At 60.0% G+C, this 23,103-nt stretch carries 17 protein-coding genes; 14 read left to right on the top strand and 3 right to left on the bottom strand.

The genetic code is table 11. From position 1 onward, the window contains the following. Nucleotides 1-24: 24 nt before the first annotated feature. The 4 genes from DFS28_RS03185 to DFS28_RS03165 all read left to right on the top strand — a co-directional run bounded on the left by DFS28_RS03185 (nucleotide 25) and on the right by DFS28_RS03165 (nucleotide 3,462). Complete coding sequence (locus DFS28_RS03185; protein WP_111448524.1) at nucleotides 25-990, top strand: L-carnitine dehydrogenase; 966 nt, start codon at nucleotides 25-27, stop codon at nucleotides 988-990. 165 nt (nucleotides 991-1,155) lie between these two features. Beyond that, nucleotides 1,156-1,632 (top strand): thioesterase family protein, encoded by a 477-nt coding sequence (locus DFS28_RS03180; protein WP_111448523.1) that lies wholly within the window; start codon nucleotides 1,156-1,158, stop codon nucleotides 1,630-1,632. A gap of 14 nt (nucleotides 1,633-1,646) precedes the next feature. Then, nucleotides 1,647-2,810 (top strand): gamma-butyrobetaine dioxygenase, encoded by a 1,164-nt coding sequence (locus tag DFS28_RS03175; RefSeq protein ID WP_111448522.1) that lies wholly within the window; start codon nucleotides 1,647-1,649, stop codon nucleotides 2,808-2,810. A 388-nt stretch (nucleotides 2,811-3,198) separates the two neighbouring features. Next, nucleotides 3,199-3,462, top strand: coding sequence for a hypothetical protein (locus DFS28_RS03165; protein ID WP_111448520.1), 264 nt, complete (start codon nucleotides 3,199-3,201; stop codon nucleotides 3,460-3,462). A 120-nt stretch (nucleotides 3,463-3,582) separates the two neighbouring features. Here DFS28_RS03165 and DFS28_RS03160 read toward each other — a convergent pair whose 3' ends face one another. Next, nucleotides 3,583-4,686: a GlxA family transcriptional regulator gene (locus DFS28_RS03160; RefSeq protein WP_008151925.1), complete on the bottom strand. Its 1,104-nt coding sequence runs from the start codon at nucleotides 4,684-4,686 to the stop codon at nucleotides 3,583-3,585. Nucleotides 4,687-5,262: 576 nt separating this feature from the next. Further along, nucleotides 5,263-6,639, bottom strand: coding sequence for an L-serine ammonia-lyase (locus DFS28_RS03155; RefSeq protein ID WP_111448519.1), 1,377 nt, complete (start codon nucleotides 6,637-6,639; stop codon nucleotides 5,263-5,265). A gap of 435 nt (nucleotides 6,640-7,074) precedes the next feature. Between DFS28_RS03155 and DFS28_RS03150 the strand changes: the two genes are divergently transcribed. From DFS28_RS03150 to choV, 3 genes are all read left to right on the top strand, one after another. Beyond that, nucleotides 7,075-8,022: a choline ABC transporter substrate-binding protein gene (locus tag DFS28_RS03150; RefSeq protein WP_111448518.1), complete on the top strand. Its 948-nt coding sequence runs from the start codon at nucleotides 7,075-7,077 to the stop codon at nucleotides 8,020-8,022. A gap of 66 nt (nucleotides 8,023-8,088) precedes the next feature. Further along, the gene (gene choW / locus DFS28_RS03145; protein WP_033060358.1) at nucleotides 8,089-8,934 is read left to right on the top strand and encodes a choline ABC transporter permease subunit; all 846 of its coding nucleotides are present in this window, start codon (nucleotides 8,089-8,091) and stop codon (nucleotides 8,932-8,934) included. Beyond that, nucleotides 8,931-10,109: a choline ABC transporter ATP-binding protein gene (gene choV, locus DFS28_RS03140; protein ID WP_111448517.1), complete on the top strand. Its 1,179-nt coding sequence runs from the start codon at nucleotides 8,931-8,933 to the stop codon at nucleotides 10,107-10,109. The genes choW and choV overlap by 4 nt, the downstream gene beginning before the upstream one ends. 195 nt (nucleotides 10,110-10,304) lie before the next feature. On the opposite strand, the gene DFS28_RS03135 is transcribed toward choV, so the two are convergent. Continuing rightward, nucleotides 10,305-12,254: a BCCT family transporter gene (locus DFS28_RS03135; protein ID WP_223527611.1), complete on the bottom strand. Its 1,950-nt coding sequence runs from the start codon at nucleotides 12,252-12,254 to the stop codon at nucleotides 10,305-10,307. 378 nt (nucleotides 12,255-12,632) lie between these two features. Between DFS28_RS03135 and betI the strand changes: the two genes are divergently transcribed. The 7 genes from betI to dbpA all read left to right on the top strand — a co-directional run bounded on the left by betI (nucleotide 12,633) and on the right by dbpA (nucleotide 22,988). Continuing rightward, entirely contained in the window at nucleotides 12,633-13,226 is a 594-nt protein-coding gene (gene betI / locus DFS28_RS03130) for a transcriptional regulator BetI (protein WP_018928769.1), read from the top strand. A 108-nt stretch (nucleotides 13,227-13,334) separates the two neighbouring features. After that, a complete protein-coding gene (betB, locus tag DFS28_RS03125) occupies nucleotides 13,335-14,807 on the top strand; it encodes a betaine-aldehyde dehydrogenase (RefSeq protein ID WP_111448516.1) in 1,473 nt (490 codons plus the stop codon). 144 nt (nucleotides 14,808-14,951) lie between these two features. Next, nucleotides 14,952-16,655 carry a choline dehydrogenase gene (gene betA, locus DFS28_RS03120; protein WP_111448515.1) on the top strand — a complete coding sequence of 568 codons (1,704 nt, stop codon included), beginning with the start codon at nucleotides 14,952-14,954 and terminating at the stop codon, nucleotides 16,653-16,655. 256 nt (nucleotides 16,656-16,911) lie between these two features. Then, entirely contained in the window at nucleotides 16,912-18,354 is a 1,443-nt protein-coding gene (locus DFS28_RS03115; RefSeq protein ID WP_111448514.1) for a TldD/PmbA family protein, read from the top strand. Continuing rightward, nucleotides 18,354-19,691 carry a TldD/PmbA family protein gene (locus tag DFS28_RS03110; protein ID WP_111448513.1) on the top strand — a complete coding sequence of 446 codons (1,338 nt, stop codon included), beginning with the start codon at nucleotides 18,354-18,356 and terminating at the stop codon, nucleotides 19,689-19,691. The genes DFS28_RS03115 and DFS28_RS03110 overlap by 1 nt, the downstream gene beginning before the upstream one ends. Nucleotides 19,692-19,901: 210 nt before the next feature. Beyond that, on the top strand, nucleotides 19,902-21,329 hold the full coding sequence (gene mdtD / locus DFS28_RS03105; RefSeq protein ID WP_111448512.1) for a multidrug transporter subunit MdtD: 1,428 nt from the start codon (nucleotides 19,902-19,904) through the stop codon (nucleotides 21,327-21,329). Between the two features lie 321 nt (nucleotides 21,330-21,650). Then, on the top strand, nucleotides 21,651-22,988 hold the full coding sequence (gene dbpA / locus DFS28_RS03100; protein WP_232252256.1) for an ATP-dependent RNA helicase DbpA: 1,338 nt from the start codon (nucleotides 21,651-21,653) through the stop codon (nucleotides 22,986-22,988). Nucleotides 22,989-23,103: the final 115 nt, after the last annotated feature.

Below are 23,103 nucleotides of genomic sequence, written 5' to 3'. Positions count from 1 at the left end.
CCGAGCCAAATTCAGGAAGTAACCATGAGCTTTATCACTGAAATCAAAACCTTCGCCGCCCTGGGCAGCGGTGTCATCGGCAGCGGTTGGGTGTCCCGCGCCCTCGCCCACGGCCTCGACGTGGTGGCCTGGGACCCGGCGCCTGGCGCCGAAGCCGCGCTGCGCAAACGCGTCGCCAATGCCTGGGGCGCTTTGGAGAAACAGGGCCTTGCGCGAGGTGCATCGCAGGATCGGCTGCGCTTTGTCGCCACTATCGAAGAATGCGTTCGCGATGCGGATTTCATTCAGGAAAGCGCCCCTGAGCGTCTGGACCTGAAACTGGAGCTGCACGCCAAAATCAGCGCGGCGGCCAAGCCCAATGCCTTGATCGGTTCCAGTACTTCCGGCCTGTTGCCGAGCGAGTTCTACGAGAGCTCGACGCACCCGGAACGCTGCGTCGTCGGCCACCCGTTCAACCCGGTTTACCTGCTGCCGCTGGTGGAAGTGGTGGGCGGCAAAAACACCACGCCGGAAGCGGTTCAAGCAGCAATGAAAGTCTACGAATCCTTGGGCATGCGTCCGCTGCATGTGCGCAAGGAAGTACCCGGCTTTATCGCCGACCGCTTGCTCGAAGCGCTGTGGCGTGAGGCGCTGCACCTGGTCAACGACGGTGTGGCGACCACCGGCGAAATCGATGACGCAATCCGCTTTGGCGCGGGTCTGCGCTGGTCGTTCATGGGCACATTCTTGACGTACACCCTGGCGGGTGGCGATGCGGGCATGCGGCACTTCATGGCGCAATTCGGGCCGGCATTGCAGTTGCCGTGGACGTATCTGCCGGCGCCGGAGCTGACCGACAAGTTGATTGATGATGTGGTGGATGGCACCAGCGATCAGTTGGGCACGCACAGCATTTCCGCGCTGGAGCGCTATCGTGATGATTGCTTGCTGGCGGTGCTGGAAGCGGTGAAGACCACCAAAGAGAAGCATGGGATGGCCTTCAGCGAATAACCCCAGGCTAATGGGCCAGCAGGTCTGGCCCCTTCGCGAGCAAGCCCGCTCCCACAGTTGATTTGATGTGTGAATACAATCTATGTCACCCAGCAGATCCCCTGTGGGAGCGGGCTTGCTCGCGAAGACGGCAGCCCAGTCACCACTCATGTTGGAACCTACACCATGCCCACCCTCACCACCTACCAAACCAAAATCATCCCCGACTGGGTCGACTACAACGGCCACCTGCGCGATGCCTTCTACCTGCTGATTTTCAGCTACGCCACCGACGCGCTGATGGATCGTCTGGGCATGGACAGCAACAACCGCGAAGCCAGCGGCAACTCGTTGTTCACCCTCGAACTGCACCTCAATTACCTGCACGAAGTGAAGCTCGACGCCGACGTCGAAGTGCACACCCAAATCATCGGCCACGACAGCAAACGCCTGCACCTCTATCACAGCCTGCATCGGGTGGGCGACGACAAGGAGCTGGCAGGCAACGAGCAAATGCTGTTGCACGTCGACCTTGCCGGGCCGCGCTCCGCACCGTTCAGCGAAGACACCTTGAGCAAGCTGCGAGCCATCGTCGTCGAGCAAACCGACCTTCCCGCCCCCCACTACATTGGCCGAGTGATCGCGTTACCCCCTAAAAAATAACAAGGAGATCGCCATTGAACACCGCCGCCGCTTTTGCCGACTTCCGTACCTACCCGTTGATCAGCGCGTTGACCGCCGTACACACCCTGGCGGACCGAATTCAAGTGAAGTGGGCCGATGACCGTGTCAGCCCGTTTCATCATCAGTGGCTGCGGGACAACTGCCCGTGCCCGCTGTGCGTCTACACCGTCACCCGCGAGCAAGTGCTGGAAATCGTCGACGTCGCCGAAAACCTGAAACCCTCGGACGTCAGCGTTGATGCTGAAGGCTGCCTGCGTGTCGATTGGCAGGACGGCCATCTCAGCCGCTTCGATCCTGGCTGGCTACGGGCCCACGCCTACGATGATGAGTCCCGCGCCGAACGCCGGGCATCCAAGCCAAAAAGTCAGCTCTGGAACAGCAACCTGACGCTGCCGGTGTTCGACTACCGGGCGTTGATGAACGACAACCACGCCTTGCTGCAATGGCTGCTGGCCGTGCGCGATACCGGCCTGACTCAGGTCCGCGGTGTGCCCACCGAGCCAGGCTCGTTGAAGTTGATTGCCCAGCGGATTTCCTTCATCCGCGAGAGCAATTTTGGGGTGCTGTTCAACGTGCAATCCAAGGCCGATGCCGACAGTAATGCCTACACCGCTTTCAACCTGCCGTTGCACAGCGACCTGCCGACCCGGGAGTTACAACCGGGGCTGCAATTTCTGCATTGCCTGGTGAATGATGCCGAGGGTGGCGAGAGTATTTTCGTCGACGGTTTTGCCATTGCCGAAGCCTTGCGCGAAGAAGATCCCGAAGCGTTCAAAAGCCTCTGCGAAATCCCTGTGGAGTTCCGCAACAAAGACCGCCACAGCGACTACCGTTGCCTGGCGCCGATCATCGCGCTGGATGCCTTTGGGCAGGTTTCAGAAATCCGCATGGCGAATTTTCTGCGCGGTCCGTTCGATGCGTCGGTCGAGCAGATGCCGGCGCTCTATCACGCCTACCGCCGCTTTATTGCGATGACCCGGGAAGCGCGACTCCGCGTGATGACGCGGTTAAACCCTGGCGAAATGTGGTGCTTCGACAACCGCCGCACCCTCCACGCCCGCAACGCCTTCGACCCTGCTACTGGCGCCCGGCATTTTCAGGGTTGTTATGTCGATCGGGATGAATTGTTGTCGCGGATTTTGGTGTTGCAGCGCTAGACCGCGTCATCGTTCATCGCGAGCAGGCTCACTCCCACATTCGACCGCATTCTCCTGTTAGAACTCGGTCAACTGTGGGAGTGAGCCTGCTCGCGATGGCGTCAGCCCAGACACCCCATCCCTCCCTGATTCACAGGCAAAAAAAACCCCGATCAAGCCGTGACAGGATCGGGGCAGAGGTGGGTACTGTTGAGGAGCCGTTGCGCGAGGGTGACCAAACCATCGTGAAACCAGCTGATCCCAGTGTGCCCACTCCCATCTGTAGCAAGTTAGCCGAAAACGACCTGTTCATAGGTATTGCGGCCATTGCGACAAATCGTCCTTGCCGCCACTCCGTACCCCTATGAGAATCGAACCACGACACCGTTCCCTGAAGAAGGATTGCGTCATGATGTACACCGATTTGATTGACCAGGAAGACCTGTTGGGCCAGCTCAAGGCATTAGGATTTGCAGTCCCCCCAGGTGCAACCGCTGAGCAGGCCTGCGAATGCGCGGTACGGGGTTTGAACAACGAACGGGCAACGGAACTGCGGACAATGGTCAAGCAGATGTACACCAGCAGTGCGACCATCCTGCCGGCCGTGCGCCAGGCCATCGACAAGCAATTGCTGCCCGCGTTGGCCGAGTATCAGCAGAGCCGTAGCGCCTGATAGACCGCTTTCGTCAGATCGCCGCCCGGAGCAAGCCCGCTCCCACAGTTGACCGATTCCTCTCAGAGGAACGCGATCTAATGTGGGAGCGAGCCTGCTCGCGAATGAAGGCGCCGCGGTTTAGAGCCTTACGCTAGCGAACGTCGACTCATTGCGCGCCTGGCTCAACGCCGACAGCGGCCCGGACAACGGTGACAACACCAGCGCTTGCGGCAGCGGCATCATCGCCACTTGTTGGGTGGTGTTGGAACCTACGCGTTCGTCACGCGGCGGAATGCCGAAGTATTCGCGGTAGCACTTGGAGAAGTGCGGCGTAGACACGAAACCACACACCGACGCCACTTCGATGATCGACATCGGCGTTTGCTTGAGCAACTGCCGGGCGCGGATCAAGCGCAGTTTCAGGTAGTAACGCGATGGCGAGCAGTGCAGGTATTTCTGGAACAGCCGCTCCAGCTGACGACGCGACACGGCGACGTACACCGCCAGCTCGTCGAGGTCGATCGGCTCTTCCAGGTTGGCTTCCATCAGCGCGACGATTTCCTGCAACTTCGGCTGGTTGGTGCCAAGCATGTGCTTGAGCGGCACACGCTGGTGATCCTGCTCGTTGCGGATGCGTTCGTAGACAAACATCTCCGAGATCGCGGCGGACAGTTCACGACCATGATCGCGGCTGATCAGGTGCAGCATCATGTCCAGTGGCGCGGTGCCGCCGGAACTGGTGAAACGGTTACGGTCGAGGGTGAACAGACGCGTACTCATGGCCACACGTGGAAACGCTTCCTGCATAGCGGCCAGGCATTCCCAGTGCACGCTGCAATCGAAACCGTCCAGCAAACCGGCACAGGCCAGGGCCCAGCTGCCGGTGCAGACCGCGCCCAGACGCTTGGACTGACGCGCCTGGCTTTGCAGCCATGACACGTGTTCACGGGTAACAGTGCGCTGGATGCCGATACCGCCGCAGACAATGATGGTGTCCAGGGCCGGTGCTTTGTGCATGGAGCAGTCGGGGGTGATCTGCAGACCGTCACTGGCCCAGACCTGACCACCGTCGACAGTCATTGTGGTCCAGCGATACAGCTCGCGGCCGGACAGTTGGTTAGCCATTCGCAGGGGTTCTACTGCAGAGGCCAGAGAAATAAGCGTGAAATTGTCCAGCAGCAGAAAGCCGATGGATTGAGGCGCACGGTTCTGGGGTTGGGCCCCGGAGTTGAACGTCGTCATCGCGGTATCTCCTCACACAAAGCGGATGATGGCCTCAGGCGGAGGCTCTTGTTATTGCCATCGTTCTCGCGTGGGAGACGGGCTTTGTAATGACAGAGCAAATGCCATGCCTAAAGTTGAATGGCTGTTCAATAACTCCTGAAAACGACGTCGCGCCGCGTCTAAATAAGCCGCGCCGGGAGTGGGGGTTATAAGTGCCATTATCGGCGGGAGGCGCTCTGCCCCGTTGGGCTTGAGCAAATCGGTAGCACTTGTGGGAACAGGGCTACAGCGACCTGGTGAAGAGTGTCACCGCAAGCACAGGTGACAGGCGGTAATGGCCAACCTGGATCCCGGATCTGGGGCAAGGGGCTTATCTGTAAGCGACGCGCCAAAACGTGGCGCGTTTTGATTCCGGTGTTCACTTTGTGCGCAGTTTTGACTGGTCCGGCGTGGTGCTATGTGGCCTGTTGTGGCGAGGGGATTTATCCCCGTTGGGTCGCGAAGCGGCCCCAAAATCTTTACGACTGCTGCGCAGCCGAACGGGGATAAATCCCCTCGCCACAAAAGCCCCCTCACCACACGATCAACCCAGTCTCAGCACTCCACCGCGCTAACCGCCAACCCACCGCGCGATGTCTCTTTATATTTGTCATGCATATCGGCACCGGTATCACGCATCGTGCGGATCACCCGATCCAGCGAGATAAAGTGCTGACCGTCGCCACGCAGTGCCATCTGCGCTGCGTTGATGGCTTTCACCGCAGCAATCGCATTGCGCTCGATGCACGGTACTTGCACCAGCCCGCCCACCGGGTCGCAGGTCAGGCCGAGGTTGTGTTCCAGGCCGATTTCCGCCGCGTTACACAGCTGCTCCGGTGTCGCCCCCAGAATCTCCGCCAGCCCGGCCGCCGCCATGGCGCAGGCCGAACCGACTTCGCCCTGGCAACCGACTTCGGCACCGGAAATCGAAGCGTTTTTCTTGCACAGAATCCCGACCGCCGCCGCACTGAGGAAATAGTCGACTACGTTGGCTTCAGTCACCACTTCGCTGAACTTCATAAAGTAGTGCAGCACCGCCGGAATGATCCCCGCCGCACCATTGGTCGGCGCCGTGACCATGCGTCCGCCAGCGGCGTTTTCTTCATTGACCGCCAGGGCGAACAGGTTGACCCATTCCATGGCGCTCAAGGTCGAGCCGATCACATTGGGCTTGTTCAATTCTTGCAGGCTGCGGTGCAATTTGGCCGCGCGACGGCGCACATTCAGGCCGCCGGGCAAGATGCCTTCGTGCTTGAGGCCTTGCTCCACGCAATCCTGCATGGCGCGCCAGAGTGTCATCAGGCCAGCGCGGATTTCCTCTTCGCTGCGCCAGACCTTCTCGTTGGCCAACATCAATTCGGCAACGCGCAAGTTGTGCTGCTTGCAGAGGCTGAGCAACTCGACGGCACTGGAGAAATCGTACGGCAACACGGTGCGATCCAGATCGACCACGCCGCTGGAAGCCTGTGCCTCATCGACGACAAAACCGCCGCCAATGGAATAGTAGGTATCGCGATGCAGCTCACCGTCATCACCTTCGACAATCAGCGTCATGGCGTTGGGGTGGAACGGCAGGTTCTCGTCGATCAGGCGCATGTCCCGGGCCCAGATGAACGGGACCGACAAGCGACCGTCGAGCAATAGTGTGTGGGTTTCGCGCAGGGTTTCAATGCGGATGCCGATTTGCGACGGATCGATCGCGTCCGGCCACTCGCCCATCAGGCCCATGATCACCGCGTTGTCGCTGCCGTGACCGATGCCGGTGGCCGACAACGAACCATAAAGCTGAACTTCGACGCGCCGTACTTGCTCCAAAAGACCCTGTTCACGCAAACCTTGCACGAACAACGCCGCAGCGCGCATCGGCCCCACGGTGTGCGAACTGGAAGGACCGATGCCGATTTTGAACAGGTCGAAAACACTGATAGCCATTACTGCCGAACTCCTGGATGTGCCAACTCCAGACGCAAAAGCGCCCAGTGACGGAGCTGCTACGCTCAAGCTGCAATCCGCCGAGATGGCCGCATCATCAGGCTTTTGTCATGTCGTTCGACGTCTCACACCGACGCACTCATGCCCACCAACGCCGCGAGGCTTTGACGCTGCGTTTTCGCCGTTTTTTTGCAGATCAGAGGGGCAAAAGGGGCTGAAAAAAGCTGTAAACGACGTCACCGACACTGGATGCGACCATCCCTGTACTGGTTACGACGCACCCTGTAGGCGTCAGATTTTCACTGGTACATGATCGTATCGACTCGATTGCAAGGCGCCGTGGTAGAGATGTCTCCAAAACGCCATCCAACCGCAACCTATAAGTGCGGTGGTCCAGTCGGAACACTGCCAAAAAAAACACCAAGGAGTCCATCCATGAAAGGTTCCCCGTCGTTGTTGTTGGCCGCCATGCTGAGTCTGCCGTTTCTGGCTCAAGCCGCAGAACCGGCTCAGTGCAACACCGTAAACTTCTCCGATGTCGGCTGGACTGACATTACCGTCACTACAGCCACCACCAGCGTCGTTCTCGATGCCCTCGGCTACAAGACCAAAACCACGATGATTTCCGTGCCGGTGACCTACAAGTCCCTGGCCGACGGCAAGAACATGGACGTATTCCTCGGTAACTGGATGCCGACCATGGAAAACGACATCAAGGCTTATCGCGATGCCGGCACCGTGGACGTCGTGCGCACCAACCTCACCGGCGCCAAGTACACCCTCGCCGTACCTCAAGCGCTGTATGACAAAGGTCTTCACGACTTCTCCGATATTCCGAAATTCAAGAAAGAGCTCGACGGCAAGATCTACGGCATCGAGCCGGGTAACGATGGCAACCGTCTGATTCAGAGTATGATCGACAAGAACGCCTTCGGCTTGAAAGACGCCGGATTCAAGATCGTCGAGTCCAGCGAAGCGGGCATGTTGTCGCAAGTCGACCGCGCCCAGAAACGCGACACCGCCGTGGTGTTCCTCGGTTGGGCGCCGCACCCGATGAACAAGCGCTTCAAGATCCAATATCTCACCGGTGGTGACGATTTCTTCGGCCCGGACTTCGGTGCCGCCACCGTGGCGACCAACACCCGCAAGGGTTATGTCCAGGAATGCAGCAACGTCGGTCAGTTGCTGAAAAACCTGGAGTTCACCGTCGACATGGAAAGCACCCTGATGGGCAACGTCCTGGACGACAAAATGAAGCCTGACGCGGCCGCCAAGGCCTGGCTGAAAAAGAATCCACAGGTCCTCGATACCTGGCTCGCTGGCGTGACCACCATTGACGGTAAACCAGGCCTGGAGGCCGTGAAAGCCAAGCTCGCGCAGTAATCGCTTACGCCGGGCGAGTTCGCTCGCCCGGGCTGTTTATTTCCTTGCATGCGGACGTTCACTACCATGCTGATTGATCAGAAAATACCCTTAGGCCAGTACATCGCGGGCTTCGTTGAATGGTTGACGCAACACGGCGCCAGCACCTTCGACGCAATCGCCGTGTCACTGGAAACGATGATCCACGGTGTGACTTTTGCGCTGACCTGGTTCAACCCGCTGGCATTGATCGGCCTCATCGCACTACTGGCACACTTCATTCAACGAAAATGGGGCCTGACCGTTTTTGTCATCGCCTCCTTCCTGCTGATCCTCAATCTGGGGTACTGGCAGGAAACCATGGAAACCCTCGCCCAGGTGTTGTTCGCCACCCTGGTCTGCGTGGTCATCGGCGTGCCGTTGGGCATCGTCGCCGCGCATAAACCGATGTTTTACACACTGATGCGTCCGGTGCTCGATCTGATGCAGACCGTACCGACCTTCGTGTACCTCATTCCTACCCTGACCCTCTTCGGTCTGGGTGTGGTCCCGGGTCTGATTTCTACGGTGGTGTTCGCGATTGCCGCACCTATCCGCCTGACTTACCTGGGTATTCGCGATGTCCCGGAAGAATTGATGGACGCTGGCAAGGCCTTTGGCTGCTCGCGACGTCAGCTGCTCTCGCGAATCGAACTGCCCCACGCCATGCCAAGCATCGCGGCCGGTATCACCCAGTGCATCATGCTGTCGCTGTCGATGGTGGTGATCGCGGCACTGGTGGGCGCCGATGGCCTGGGCAAACCCGTGGTCAACGCACTGAACACTGCTGATATCGCCCTGGGCTTCGAAGCAGGCCTGGCGATCGTACTGCTGGCGATCATGCTCGACCGTATCTGCAAACAACCCGAAGCTAAAGTAGGGGGTGACGCATGAGCATTATTCGCTTCGAAGACGTCGACGTAATCTTCTCCAAGGATCCACGCGAGGCACTCAAGCTGCTGGATCAAGGCATGACCCGTAACGAGATCCTGAAAAAGACCGGGCAGATCGTTGGGGTCGAAAAGGCCAGCCTGGACGTCGAAAAAGGTGAAATCTGCGTACTGATGGGCCTTTCCGGCTCCGGCAAGTCCAGTCTGCTGCGCTGCATCAACGGCCTTAACACAGTCAGCCGCGGCAAGCTGTTCGTCGAGCACGAAGGCAAGCAGATCGACATCGCCTCCTGCACTCCGGCAGAACTGAAAATGATGCGCACCAAGCGCATTGCGATGGTGTTCCAGAAGTTCGCCCTGATGCCTTGGTTGACGGTGCGCGAGAACATCAGTTTCGGTCTGGAAATGCAGGGTCGCCCTGAGAAAGAACGCCGCAAACTGGTGGATGAAAAGCTTGAGCTGGTGGGCCTGACCCAATGGCGCAACAAGAAACCCAACGAGCTGTCCGGTGGTATGCAACAACGCGTGGGCCTGGCCCGTGCCCTGGCGATGGACGCCGACATCCTGCTGATGGACGAACCGTTCTCGGCACTCGACCCACTGATCCGCCAAGGCCTGCAAGACGAACTGCTGGAACTGCAACGCAAGCTGAGCAAGACCATCGTTTTCGTGAGCCACGACCTCGATGAAGCCCTGAAGCTCGGCAGCCGTATTGCAATCATGAAAGACGGTCGGATCATTCAGTACAGCGTGCCGGAAGAGATCGTGCTGAACCCTGCGGACGATTACGTGCGGACCTTCGTCGCCCACACCAATCCGCTGAACGTGCTGTGCGGTCGCAGCCTGATGCGCACCCTGGACAACTGCAAACGCATCAACGGTTCGGTATGCCTCGATCCGGGCGGTGATTCCTGGCTGGACCTGGCCGAAGGCAACACCATCAAAGGCGCACGCCAGAATGGCGCGAGCCTGGACCTGCAGAACTGGATCCCTGGGCAAGCAGTTGAAGGTTTGGGTCGTCGGCCGACGCTGGTCGACTCGAACATCGGCATGCGCGACGCGCTGCAGATTCGATATCAGACAGGCAACAAGCTGGTATTGCACGACAACAACAAGGTGGTCGGGATTCTGGGTGACAGCGAGCTGTATCACGCACTGCTCGGCAAGAACCTGGGGTAAGGCAACACACACAAAAACGCCGCGAGAGATCGCGGCGTTTTTGTTTATGGGATATCGGGTAATGCATGTTGGAGTTGAAGACCCCATCGCCAGCAGGCTGGCTCCCACATTGGAATGCATTCTCTTGTGGGAGCCAGCCTGCTGGCGATGAAGCCGACGCGGTGCTTCGGACCGAAACACCGCGTCCTCGATTACTCAGCTATAGACCCGGCCAAGTAGCTGCCGATGGCTTTCAAACTGATCGAGCACGTCACGGGTGATCTGATCCTGAGTGAAGCCCATCAAATCGTAGTCCTGGCTGCCGTTGTGCAGGTACACCTCGGCGCGGTAATAACGTGCACGCGGTTCATCAGCACTTTCAGCCGACACCGTGTCGCTCGCCGCTGCCAGATAGCCGTCCAGGCTTACTTCGTAGACAAAAGGGTTGCCCTCTTCCATCTCGATCCGCAGGCCCATGCAGCGTTTCGATTTGCCCAGCAACGTCTGCACATCCAGACCCTGAGCGCGCAATTGCACAGCCGCATCTTCCAGCGCCGGGCTCACTTGCTTGTCCATGAAACGCTGAACAATCGACTGATTCGGCTGTAAGTCCAGCTGCGTCAAACGCTCGCTGAAACCACGACGACCACGGGCTGCGAGCTCCGCTTGCTCCTGTTCGATCTGCACGTCCTGGCGCATCGCCTTGTGCAAGCCGAACATGAAGAACACCAGAACCACCGAGAACGGCAGACCCGCCAACACCACCATGGTTTGCATGGCTTCGAAGTTACCGGCGAACAGCAGGCCGATGGTCACCAGCGTGATCACCGCCGACCAGAAGATCCGCAGCCAGTGCGGGGCGTCTTCGTCGACGTTACCGCCCTTGCAGGAAAGGTTGGCCATCATCACCGCGCCGGAGTCCGCCGGGGTCAGGAACAGCACGAAACCAACAAAGATCGACACGCCGATCACGATTTTCGACGCCGGGTAGTGCTCAAGCAGTTGGTAAATCGCCATCGACGGCTGTTCCAGCGCAGTCTTGCCGAGTTCCACCGCCCCATGGTTCATCACTAGGTCCAGGGCCGAGTTACCGAAGATCGACAACCATGCCAGGGTGAAACCCAGTGGAATCAGCAGCACGCCAGCGACCAGTTCACGCACCGTGCGGCCACGGGAAATACGCGCGATGAACATGCCGACGAATGGGGCCCAGGAAATCCACCAGGCCCAGTAGAACAGGGTCCACAGGCCCAACCAGCGGTCAGACTTCTCGCTGTCGCCTTCGTACACATAGAGGTCGAAGGTCTTCAGCACCACGCCGTTCAGGTAGTCGCCGATGTTTTGCACGAAGCCGTTGAGCAGGTGCAGGGTCGGGCCGAACAGCAGCACGAAAATCAGCAGGCCACTGAACAGCACGATGTTCAGGTTGGACAGACGGCGGATACCGTTTTCCACACCCGACACAGCCGCGATGGTCGCCACGGTGCTCATCACGATGATCACGATCAGCAGGTTGGTGTTGCTGTGTTCCATGCCGAACAGGTTTTCAAGCCCCGACGACACTTGCAGCGAACCAATCCCCAGGTTCGTCACCAGACCCAGCAGGGTCACGAACATGCCGAAGCCGTCCACTGCATGACCGGCCGCGCCTTTGACCCAACGCTCGCCGACCAGCGGATACAGCGCAGAACGCAACGCCAGCGGCTGGTTATGACGGTAAGCAAAGTAAGCAACGGCCAGGCCGACCAAGGCGTAGATCGCCCAGCCATGCAGGCCCCAGTGCAGGAATGTCAGCTGCACAGCCTGACGGGCGGCCATGTTGCTGGCGGCCACGCCTTCCGGCGGATTGAAGTAGTGGTCCAGCGGTTCGGAAGCACCAAAGTACAACAGCGAGATGCCGATACCCGACGAGAACAGCATCCCCGCCCAGGCGCCGTAGCTGAAGTCCGGGGTGTCGTCCTTGCTGCCCAGTTTGAGCTTGCCGTAGGACGAAAACGCCAGGCCGACCACGAACACCAGGTAAGCGGCGATCACCACCATGTAGTACCAGCCGAAGCTGCGGGACAACCAGGCCTGGGCAATACCGAGCAATCTGCCGGCCTCTTGCGGGGCGACGATCAGAATGGCGGTCAACAACAGGATCAACGCGGTAGAGGTGTAAAACACCCAACCGTTGACCGTCACCTTCTCGGGTGGGGTCTTTATTAGAGAGGCAGAACTCATGGCACAGATGCTCCAGGCAGTGCGAGAGAAAAACACAAGGCAACGCGTTACCCGACCATTCGGTTAGTTGGCAGCCGACCAGCGGGTGATATAAAGACAGCCCGAAAAAAGCCCGAAACCCCTGAACGCCTGAGCGTGTGGGTTTCGAGCATTTTCAGATGTCGTTTTTCCGCCAACTACATGTAGGAAAAACCTGTAGGTAGCGACGAATTGTCGCAGATCTTATTCTTTGTTGATTGAACGTTCAATCAAAACAAAATAGACTGGCCCTCAATCCGCTAGACGTTTACGTCCGCCGGAAGGCCTAAGGAGATGTGCACGATGCCCAAGGTCGGTATGCAACCCATCCGCCGCCAGCAGTTGATCGAAGCCACATTGCAGGCGGTAGATCAGGTCGGAATGGGGGACGCCAGCATTGCGCTGATCGCCCGTTTGGCCGGTGTCTCGAATGGCATCATCAGTCACTATTTTCAGGACAAGAATGGCCTGATCGCCGCCACGATGCGGTATCTGATGAGCGTCCTCAGCGAGAACGTCACCGCGCGCCGTCAGGCGATGGCAGATGACAGCCCACGGGCGCATCTGCAGGTGATTATCGAAGGCAACTTCGACGCCAGCCAGGTCAATGGCCCGGCAATGAAAACCTGGTTGGCCTTCTGGGCCACCAGCATGCACCAGCCGTCTTTGCACAGGTTGCAGCGGATCAACGATCACCGTCTGTATTCCAACCTGTGCTGCCAGTTCCGTCGTGCGTTGCCGCTTGATCAAGCGCGCAGCGCCGCCCGTGGCCTGGCAGCCCTCATTGACGGTTTGTGGTTGCGCGGCGCGCTGTCGGGAGATGCTTTCGACACCGAGCAGGCGCAACGAATCGCTTACGAATACATGGATATCCAACTGGCCAAGCAGGTGAGTTAGAGCACACAGAACCGCTCAGCACCTGAACCGCCACTGACCAGCGCTGCCAAGGCTTTACGGCACGCCCGGTGGTTAACGCCAACTAACTTATGCACTTGCGAGGACTTTATGGCCCGTTTCGAACTGCAAAAACTCTACATCGATGGCGGCTACAGTGACGCCAGCAGCGACGCCACCTTCGAAGCCATCAACCCGGCTAATGGTGAAGTCCTCGCAACCGTACAACGTGCGACCAAGGAAGACGTCGAGCGCGCTGTAGTCAGCGCCGAAAAGGGCCAGAAAATCTGGGCTGCGATGACCGCCATGGAGCGTTCGCGCATCCTGCGTCGTGCCGTCGACATCCTGCGCGAGCGCAACGATGAACTGGCCGCCCTGGAAACTCTGGACACCGGTAAGTCGTTCTCCGAAACCAAGTACGTCGACATCGTCACCGGTGCTGATGTGCTGGAGTACTACGCAGGCCTGGTGCCGGCCATTGAAGGCGAGCAGATTCCACTGCGCACCACTTCGTTCGTCTACACCCGTCGCGAGCCACTGGGCATCGTGGCCGGTATCGGCGCGTGGAACTACCCGATCCAGATCGCCCTGTGGAAATCCGCACCTGCCCTGGCGGCCGGTAACGCGATGATCTTCAAGCCAAGCGAAGTCACTTCCCTGACCACGCTGAAACTGGCCGAGATCTACACCGAAGCCGGCGTTCCGGCTGGCGTGTTCAACGTACTGACCGGCAGCGGCCGTGAAGTCGGTACCTGGCTGACCGAGCACCCACGCATCGAAAAAATCTCCTTCACCGGCGGCACCGACACCGGCAAGAAGGTCATGGCCAGCGCTTCCGCCTCGTCGCTGAAAGACGTGACCATGGAACTGGGCGGCAAATCCCCGCTGATCATTTTCGACGACGCCGACCTCGACCGCGCCGCCGACACCGCCATGATGGCCAACTTCTACAGCTCCGGCCAGGTCTGCACCAACGGCACTCGCGTGTTCGTGCCGAGCCACCTGAAAGCCGCTTTCGAAGCCAAGATTGTTGAACGCGTTGCGCGCATCCGCGTCGGCAACCCGCAAGACGAGAACACCAACTTCGGCCCGCTGGTCAGCTTCGCCCACATGGAAAGCGTGCTGGGTTACATCGCCAAAGGTAAGGAAGAAGGCGCTCGCGTTCTGTGCGGCGGCAGCCGTCTGACCGAAGGCGAATTCGCCAAAGGCGCGTTCGTGGCTCCGACCGTGTTCACCGACTGCACCGACGAGATGACCATCGTTCGCGAAGAAATCTTCGGCCCGGTGATGAGCATCCTGACCTACGAAACCGAAGAAGAAGTGATCCGTCGTGCCAACGACACCGAGTTCGGCCTGGCCGCTGGCGTCGTCACCAAGGACCTGAACCGCGCTCACCGCGTGATTCATCAACTGGAAGCCGGTATCTGCTGGATCAACGCCTGGGGCGAGTCCGACGCCAAGATGCCGGTCGGCGGCTACAAGCAATCGGGCGTGGGCCGTGAGAACGGCATCAGCTCGCTGAACAACTTCACACGCATCAAATCGGTACAGGTCGAACTGGGCGATTACGCCTCGGTTTTCTAAGGCGGTATTTGCTTCGCCTGCGAGGCCGTCATCGCCAGCAGGCTGGCTCCCACAGGAGTACGCATTCCAATGTGGGAGCCAGCCTGCTGGCGATCGAGTGCGCAGCACTCGCCGACCTGACCAACTTCAAAGAGGGTGCATTCAATGTCCCAAGAATTCGATTACATCATCATCGGTGCCGGCTCGGCCGGTAACACCCTGGCGACCCGTCTGACTGAAGACGAAGGCGTCACCGTCCTGCTGCTCGAAGCAGGCGGCCCGGACTACCGTTTAGACTTCCGCACGCAAATGCCGGCCGCTTTGGCGTTCCCGCTGCAAGGCCGTCGCTACAACTGGGCCTACGAAACCGATCCAGAGCCGCACATGGACGGTCGTCGGATGGAATGCGGTCGCGGCAAGGGCCTGGGTGGTTCTTCGCTGATCAACGGCATGTGCTACATCCGCGGCAACGCGATGGACTACGACAACTGGGCCAAACTGCCAGGCCTGGAAGACTGGGACTACCTGAACTGCCTGCCGTATTTCCGCAAGGCTGAAACCCGCGACATCGGCCCTAACGACTACCACGGTGGCGACGGTCCGGTCAGCGTGACCACGCCAAAAGCCGGCAATAACCCGCTGTTCAACGCGATGGTTGAAGCCGGCGTGCAAGCCGGTTACCCGCGCACCGAAGACCTGAACGGTTACCAGCAAGAAGGCTTCGGTCCGATGGACCGCACCGTGACGCCGAACGGCCGTCGCGCCAGCACCGCTCGCGGTTACCTGGACATCGCCAAGAAGCGCTCGACCCTGACCATCGTCACCCACGCCCTGACCGATAAGATTCTGTTTGAAGGCAAGCGTGCGGTCGGCGTGCGTTACCTGATCGGCGCTGCTGAAGAGCGCGTTGAAGTCCGCGCCCGCAAAGAAGTGCTGCTGTGCTCCGGCGCCATCGCTTCGCCGCAGATTCTGCAACGCTCCGGCGTCGGCCCGGCCGAACTGCTGAAAAAACTCGACATCCCGGTGGTCCACGACCTTCCGGGCGTGGGTGAAAACCTGCAGGATCACCTCGAGCTGTACCTGCAATACGCGTGCACCCAACCGGTCTCGCTGTACCCGTCGCTGCTGCTGCACAACCAGCCGGCCATCGGTGCCGAGTGGCTGTTCAAAGGCACCGGCATCGGCGCCAGCAACCAGTTCGAAGCCGGCGGTTTCATTCGTACCCGTCCGGAATTCGATTGGCCGAACATCCAGTACCACTTCCTGCCGGTCGCGATTAACTACAACGGCAGCAACGGTGTGAAAGAGCACGGTTTCCAGGCGCACATGGGTTCCATGCGTTCGCCGAGCCGTGGTCGGGTCCAGGCCAAGTCCAAAGACCCGCGCGAGTACCCGAGCATCCTGTTCAACTACATGGCCACCGAGCAGGACTGGCAGGAATTCCGCGACGGCATCCGCCTGACCCGTGAAATCATGCAACAGCCCGCACTGGACGCTTTCCGTGGCCGCGAAATCAGCCCGGGCATCGACGTGCAAACCGATGAGCAGCTCGACAAGTTCATCCGCGAACACGCCGAAACCGCGTTCCACCCGTCCTGCTCGTGCAAGATGGGCACCGACGACATGGCCGTGGTTGACGCTGAAGGTCGTGTGCATGGCATGCAGAGCCTGCGGGTGGTCGATGCCTCGATCATGCCGATCATCACCACCGGCAACCTGAACGCGCCGACGATAATGATCGCCGAGAAAATCGCCGACAAGATCCGTGGTCGCAAGCCGTTGCCGCGTAGCAAGGCTGCTTACTACGTGGCTGGCGATGCGCCGGTGCGTGGCAAGCCGTTGCGGGATGTGAGCCTGACCGCGCAGTAAGACAGTTACACCGCGGCGCGCCCTTCGCGAGCAAGCCCGCTCCCACATTTGATCTGTGTCGTTCACAAATCCAATGTGGGAGCGGGCTTGCTCGCGAAGGGGCCCGACCAAACACTACACCTCTCCTGGTAAACCTTTCCTACACCGATCCAAGCTTGATCCTCCCCCCCGCACCGGCCTAATCTAGCGCCACGCAAACGTTTCACCCCCCTCGCGACATCGATACACCGCCACTCCATACCAAGGAGGTTCCCGAATGTTCGATTTCCATCCCCAGCTCAAGCAGCGTTTTGCTGCCTTGCGCACGGGCGCTGAATTCTTTTCGCTGCGTTATGTGCGCGAGTCCGGCCAGTACCTGTCAGTGCGCAAGAATGTCGCCGAACCTCCGAGCCTGAGCCGTGACGAAGGCGCGATGCTGACCGTTCGGGTCAACGGCGTCGAAGCCTACGCCGCGACCAACGACCTGTCGCAACAAGGCCTGCAAGCCGCACTGGAGAAGGCCGAGCAACAAGCCCGCCGACTCAAGCCCCACGCCCTGCTCGACCTGAGCGCGCAAGGGGTCTCCAGTGACCGCGCCGACTACTTTTCGCCGAACCTCGACCAGCCCTTCCCGTCCCTGAGCGATTGCTACCAACTGCTCGGCGCCGAATCCGCCGCCGTGCCCAAGGACGAGCGACTGGTGAACTGGGAAGTGAGCATCGGCATCACTAACGTCGAGCAGATCTACCTCAGCAACGCCGGCGCCGAACTGCGCCAGGCTCAGCGGTTCGTCTACCCGAGCCTGGAAGTCACCGCCTACGACGGCAACGACAGCCAGACCCGAACCCTGGGCCGCGAGAACTTCGGTCAACAGGGCGGTTTTGATGTGATCATCCGCTGTGGCCTGGTCGGCGCTGGTCCGAAAATCGCCGATCAGGCGCTGCAATTGCTGCTGGCGCCGAACACCCCGAAAGGCCCGCGTGACCTGCTGTTGATGCCGGACCAGATGATGCTGCAGATCCACGAGTCCATCGGTCACCCGCTGGAACTGGACCGCATCCTCGGTGACGAGCGCAATTACGCCGGCACCAGTTTCGTCAAGGCCGAAGATTTTGGCAGCCTGCAATACGGCTCCAAACTGCTCAACGTGACCTTCGACCCGGACATCCCCGAGCAGCTCGCCAGCTATGGCCATGACGACGACGGTACTGCCGCTAGCAAACAATTCCTGATTAAAGAAGGCTTGCTGCTGCGCCCATTGGGCGGCGCGCTGTCGCAGTTTCGCGCGGGCATGGAGGGCGTGGCCAATAGCCGCGCCTGCAGCTGGAACCGTCCGCCGATCGATCGCATGGCCAACCTGAACATCGAGGCCGGCGATCAACCGCTGGAGCAGATGATCGGCAACATCGAGCACGGCATCTTGATGAGCACCAACCGGTCCTGGTCCATCGACGATGCCCGCAACAAGTTCCAGTTCGGCTGTGAATGGGGCCAGTTGATCGAAAACGGCGAACTCAAAGGCGTGGTCAAGAACCCGAACTACCGGGCGATTTCCGCGCAGTTCTGGAAAAGCCTCAGCGCCGTTGGCGATGCCAACTCCGTCAAGGTACTGGGCACGCCGAACTGCGGCAAAGGCGAACCGAACCAGGTGATCCGCGTCGGCCATGCCTCGCCGGCCTGTGTGTTCAGCAACGTTGATGTGTTTGGGGGAGATGCCTGATGAGTACGTCGAAAAATCAGGCCGAGTCATTCAAAGTCTTGGTCAACTGGGTGCGCAATGCGATTCGCGAGCCGGAACAATTCACCCTCAGCTACGCCGCCGAATCCTCGGCCTTCGTGCGCTTCAACCACGCCAAGGTCCGTCAGGCCGGGCAGGTGCAACAGGCGAGCGTCGGCTTCAAACTGATCAACGAGGGGCGCCACGCCGACCTGAACATCACGCTGTCGGGTGATGCGGAAGTCGACGTTCAGCGTCTGGCCGAAGGTCTGCAACAACTGCGCGAAACCTTGCCGTTGCTGCCGCAGGATCCGTACCTGCTGCTCAACCATAACGGCTGGCAGAGCAAGAATGTGCAGGAGCATCCGCTGCCGGACACCGAGCAAGTGGTCGCTGAAATCACCCAGGCCGCCGAAGGGCTGGACCTGGTGGGTTTCTACGCCGCCGGCCCGATCAGTCGTGGTTTCGCCAGTTCTTCGGGCGCGTTCGGCTGGCATCAGGCCAACAGCTTCAACTTTGATTTCAGTCTGGTCCATGAGAACGGCCAGGCGGTGAAAGCCAGTTACGCCGGGCACGACTGGAACAGCGAAGGGTTTGCCAAGCGCTTTGCGCAGGCACGCGAGCAGTTGGCGTTTCTCGGCAGACCGCAACACACCCTGACGCCGGGTCAGTACCGCGCGTATCTGGCACCGGCAGCCCTGGGAGAAATCATGGACATGCTGGGCTGGGGCGGTTTCTCGGCGCAGTCGATTGCCAGCAAAAACAGCCCGCTGCAGAAGCTTTACGCGGGCGACAGTGCGTTCAGCCCGTTGGTGTCGGTGGATGAAAAGGTCAGTGGTTCGTTGAGCCCGGCATTCTCCGGCGAAGGTTATCCGCGCAGCGATCTGGGGTTGATCGTCAACGGCAAGGCTGGCGCGCAGATGGTCAGTTCACGCAGTGCGGCCGAGTACGGCCTGACCGCCAACGGCGCCAGCGGCGGTGAAATGCCAAGCGCAGTGAACATGGCCGCCGGTACGTTGCCTGATGCAGAGATTCTCAAGCAATTGGGCACGGGCTTGTACATCAGCAACCTGTGGTACTTGAACTACTCCGATCAGCCGGCGGCACGCCTGACCGGCATGACACGGTTTGCGACCTTCTGGGTCGAGAACGGCGAGATTCAGGCACCAGTGAGCACCATGCGGTTTGATGACAGTGCCTACAGTCTGTTGGGATCGCAGCTGGAAGCATTGACCGAGGAGCGCGAGTTGCTACTGTCGGCGAGCACTTACAGCCAGCGGGCCACAGCGTCAGCGTTGTTGCCGGGGGCGCTGGTCAGCCGACTAACCCTTACGTTGTAAACACAAAACCCCTGTACACAGGGGATCCTGTGGCGAGGGGATTTATCCCCGTTCGGCTGCGAAGCAGTCGTAAATCCGGCAAATGCGGTCTGTCTGGCAAACCGCGTTTACCAATTTGGGGCCGCTGCGCAGCCCAACGGGGATAAATCCCCTCGCCACAGGTCAGTGCCCGCCATGTCCTTGCATTAACTTCGACCCACAAGAGGTCCCATGCCCAACCGCCCACCTCTCGACGCTATCACCGCCCGCTGGGTGCCGTGGGTCGTCGCCATCGCGTTCTTCATGCAATCCCTCGACGGGACCATCCTCAACACCGCCCTGCCCGCCATGGCCCGAGACTTGGCCGAAGACCCCTTGCGCATGCAAGGCGTGATCATCGCCTACATGCTCACCGTCGCCTTGCTGATCCCTGCCTCAGGCTGGATTGCCGACCGTTTCGGTACCAGGAAAATCTTCTTCAGCGCGATTCTGTTGTTCAGCCTCGGCTCGTTGCTCTGTGCACTGTCGAACACCCTGAGCCTGCTGATTGGCGCACGGGTGATCCAGGGCCTGGGCGGTGCGCTGATGTTGCCGGTCGGGCGACTTGTGGTGTTGCGCGCCTACCCGCGTTCGGAGCTGGTGCGAATCATGGGCTTCATCACCATCCCCGGTCTGCTCGGCCCGTTGATCGGCCCGACCATGGGCGGCTGGATGGTGGAATACCTGACCTGGCACTGGATCTTCCTGATCAACCTGCCGGTCGGCGCCGTCGGTTGTTACGCCGTGTGGAAATTCATCCCCGACCTGCGTGGCACCGAACGCACCCGCTTCGACAGCCTGGGCTTTTTACTGTTCGGCGCGGCGATGGTGCTGATCACGATCGCCATGGAAGGCCTCGGCGAACTGCACCTGCCGCACTTGCGGGTGATGTTGCTGCTGTTCGCCGGCATGGCCTGTCTGGCGGCGTACTGGCTGCGGGCCGGGCACATTGATAATCCGCTGTTCGCGCCGTCATTGTTCAAGACCCGGACGTTTGCCGTGGGTATCCTCGGCAACCTGTTCGCCCGTCTGGGCAGCGGCGCCCTGCCGTTTCTCGTTCCATTGCTGCTGCAAGTAGCACTGGGTTACTCGCCGTCCCAGGCCGGGATGAGCATGCTGCCGTTGGCGGCGGCAGCGATGGTCGCCAAGTCGGTGGCGCGACCGCTGATCGAACGTTTGGGCTATCGCATCGTGCTCACCGGCAATACGTTAGCGCTGGGGCTGATGTTGGCGAGCATGGGGCTGGTCAGCGAGCAAACGCCGTACTGGTTGCTGTTGGTGATGCTATCGATTCTGGGGGCGATCAACTCGTTGCAGTTCACCGCAATGAACACCGTCACCCTGATCGACCTCGACGACGCCAGCGCTAGTAGCGGCAACAGCCTGCTGTCGGTGGTCGCGCAATTGTCCCTGAGCCTTGGCGTTGCCTGTGCCGGCGCCTTGCTCGGCGGGTTCACTGCGGAGATCGGCAACGATGGCGTGGACACGGTTTTGGGCGCGTTCCAGCTGACCTTTGTGACGGTCGGGATCATGGCAATGCTGGCCGCAACGATCTTTTCTCAGCTCTCAAAGGAAGACGGACGGCGCGTCAAGCGTCCGGAAGAGCACATCGAACACTGAACAGGGCAATGCAGATTCATCTGTGGCGAGGGGATTTATCCCCGTTGGGGTGCGCAGCGCCCCTTAGATCTGCCGCCTCGGTGGGTCAGACTAATTGCATCAACCTTATCAGGGTTGCTACGCAACCCAACGGGGATAAATCCCCTCACCACAGATAAATCCCTCTCACCACAGATAAATCCCCGGGCCACAGGTTTGCGTTCGTCCAGAAATTGCAGGTGCAGAGCCGGGGGCTGGTACACTGCGCGACATTTTGTTTTGCAGGCCAGTCCCGTGACCACCATCGCCACCGCTTTTAATACTTTGCCGCTGTCCGCCGCCATGCTGGCTAACCTCGACTCTTTGGGTTATGCCGAGATGACGCCGATCCAGGCGCAAAGCTTGCCGGTGATCCTCAAGGGGATGGACCTGATCGCCCAGGCCAAGACCGGCAGCGGCAAGACCGCCGCCTTCGGTATCGGCCTGCTGAACCCGATCAATCCGCGCTTCTTCGGTTGCCAGGCGCTGGTCATCTGCCCGACTCGCGAACTGGCCGACCAGGTTGCCAAGGAAATCCGTCGCCTCGCCCGTGCCGAAGACAACATCAAGGTCCTGACCCTGTGTGGCGGCGTGTCCTTCGGCCCGCAGATTGGTTCTCTGGAGCATGGCGCGCACATCATCGTCGGCACCCCCGGCCGCCTTCAGCAGCATTTGCGCAAAGGTTCGCTGGTGCTCCATGGCCTGAACACGCTGATCCTCGACGAAGCCGACCGCATGCTCGACATGGGTTTCTACGACTCCATCGAAGAAATCATTGCCCAGACCCCAGCGCGTCGCCAGACCCTGCTGTTCTCCGCCACGTACCCGACGGGTATCAAGCAGTTGGCGGCGAAATTCATGCGCACGCCTCAGATCGTGAAGGCCGAGGCGTTCCACGACGACACGCAGATCGAGCAGCGCTTCTACGAAATCTCCCCGGAAGAGCGCATGGACGCCGTGGTCAAAGTCCTCGCGCATCATCGTCCGGCATCGTGTGTCGCCTTCTGCTTCACCAAGCAGCAGGTTCAGGAAACCGTCGATCACCTGACCTCCAAAGGTATCTCCGCCGTCGGCCTGCACGGCGATCTGGAACAGCGTGACCGCGACCAGGTGCTCGCCATGTTCGCCAACCGCAGTACCTCGGTGCTGGTGGCTACCGACGTCGCTGCTCGCGGTCTGGACATCGATGCGCTGGACATGGTGATCAACGTCGAACTGGCCCGTGATTCGGAAATCCACATCCACCGTGTTGGCCGTACCGGTCGCGCCGGTGAGAAAGGGATTGCGATCAGCCTGGTCGCACCGTCCGAAGCGCACCGCGCCCAAGCCATCGAGCTACTGCAGAAGTCGCCGTTGAGCTGGGATCAGCTGGACAACCTCAAATCCCAGGGTGGCGCACCGCTGCTGCCGGTGATGAGCACGCTGGTCATTGGCGCTGGCCGTAAAGACAAGGTGCGTCCGGGTGACATTCTGGGCGCGCTGACTGGCGATGCAGGTATTCCGGGCGCTCAGGTTGGCAAGATCGCGATTTTCGACTTCCAGGCCTATGTGGCGGTGGAACGCGGGATCGCCAAGCAAGCCTTGCAGCGCCTGAATGACGGCAAGATCAAAGGTCGTTCGCTGCGCGTTCGTATCCTGTAAGAGATCTTCTGGCTGGCAGAGATCAAATGTGGGAGCGGGCTTGCTCGCGAAGAGGGAGTGTCAGTTGGCATTAAGCTGCCTGACACACCGCTTTCGCGAGCAAGCCCGCTCCCAC

This window comes from Pseudomonas sp. 478, assembly GCF_003254125.1.
In the GTDB taxonomy this organism is placed as follows: domain Bacteria; phylum Pseudomonadota; class Gammaproteobacteria; order Pseudomonadales; family Pseudomonadaceae; genus Aquipseudomonas.
This window is presented reverse-complemented; position numbering and strand designations above follow the sequence as displayed.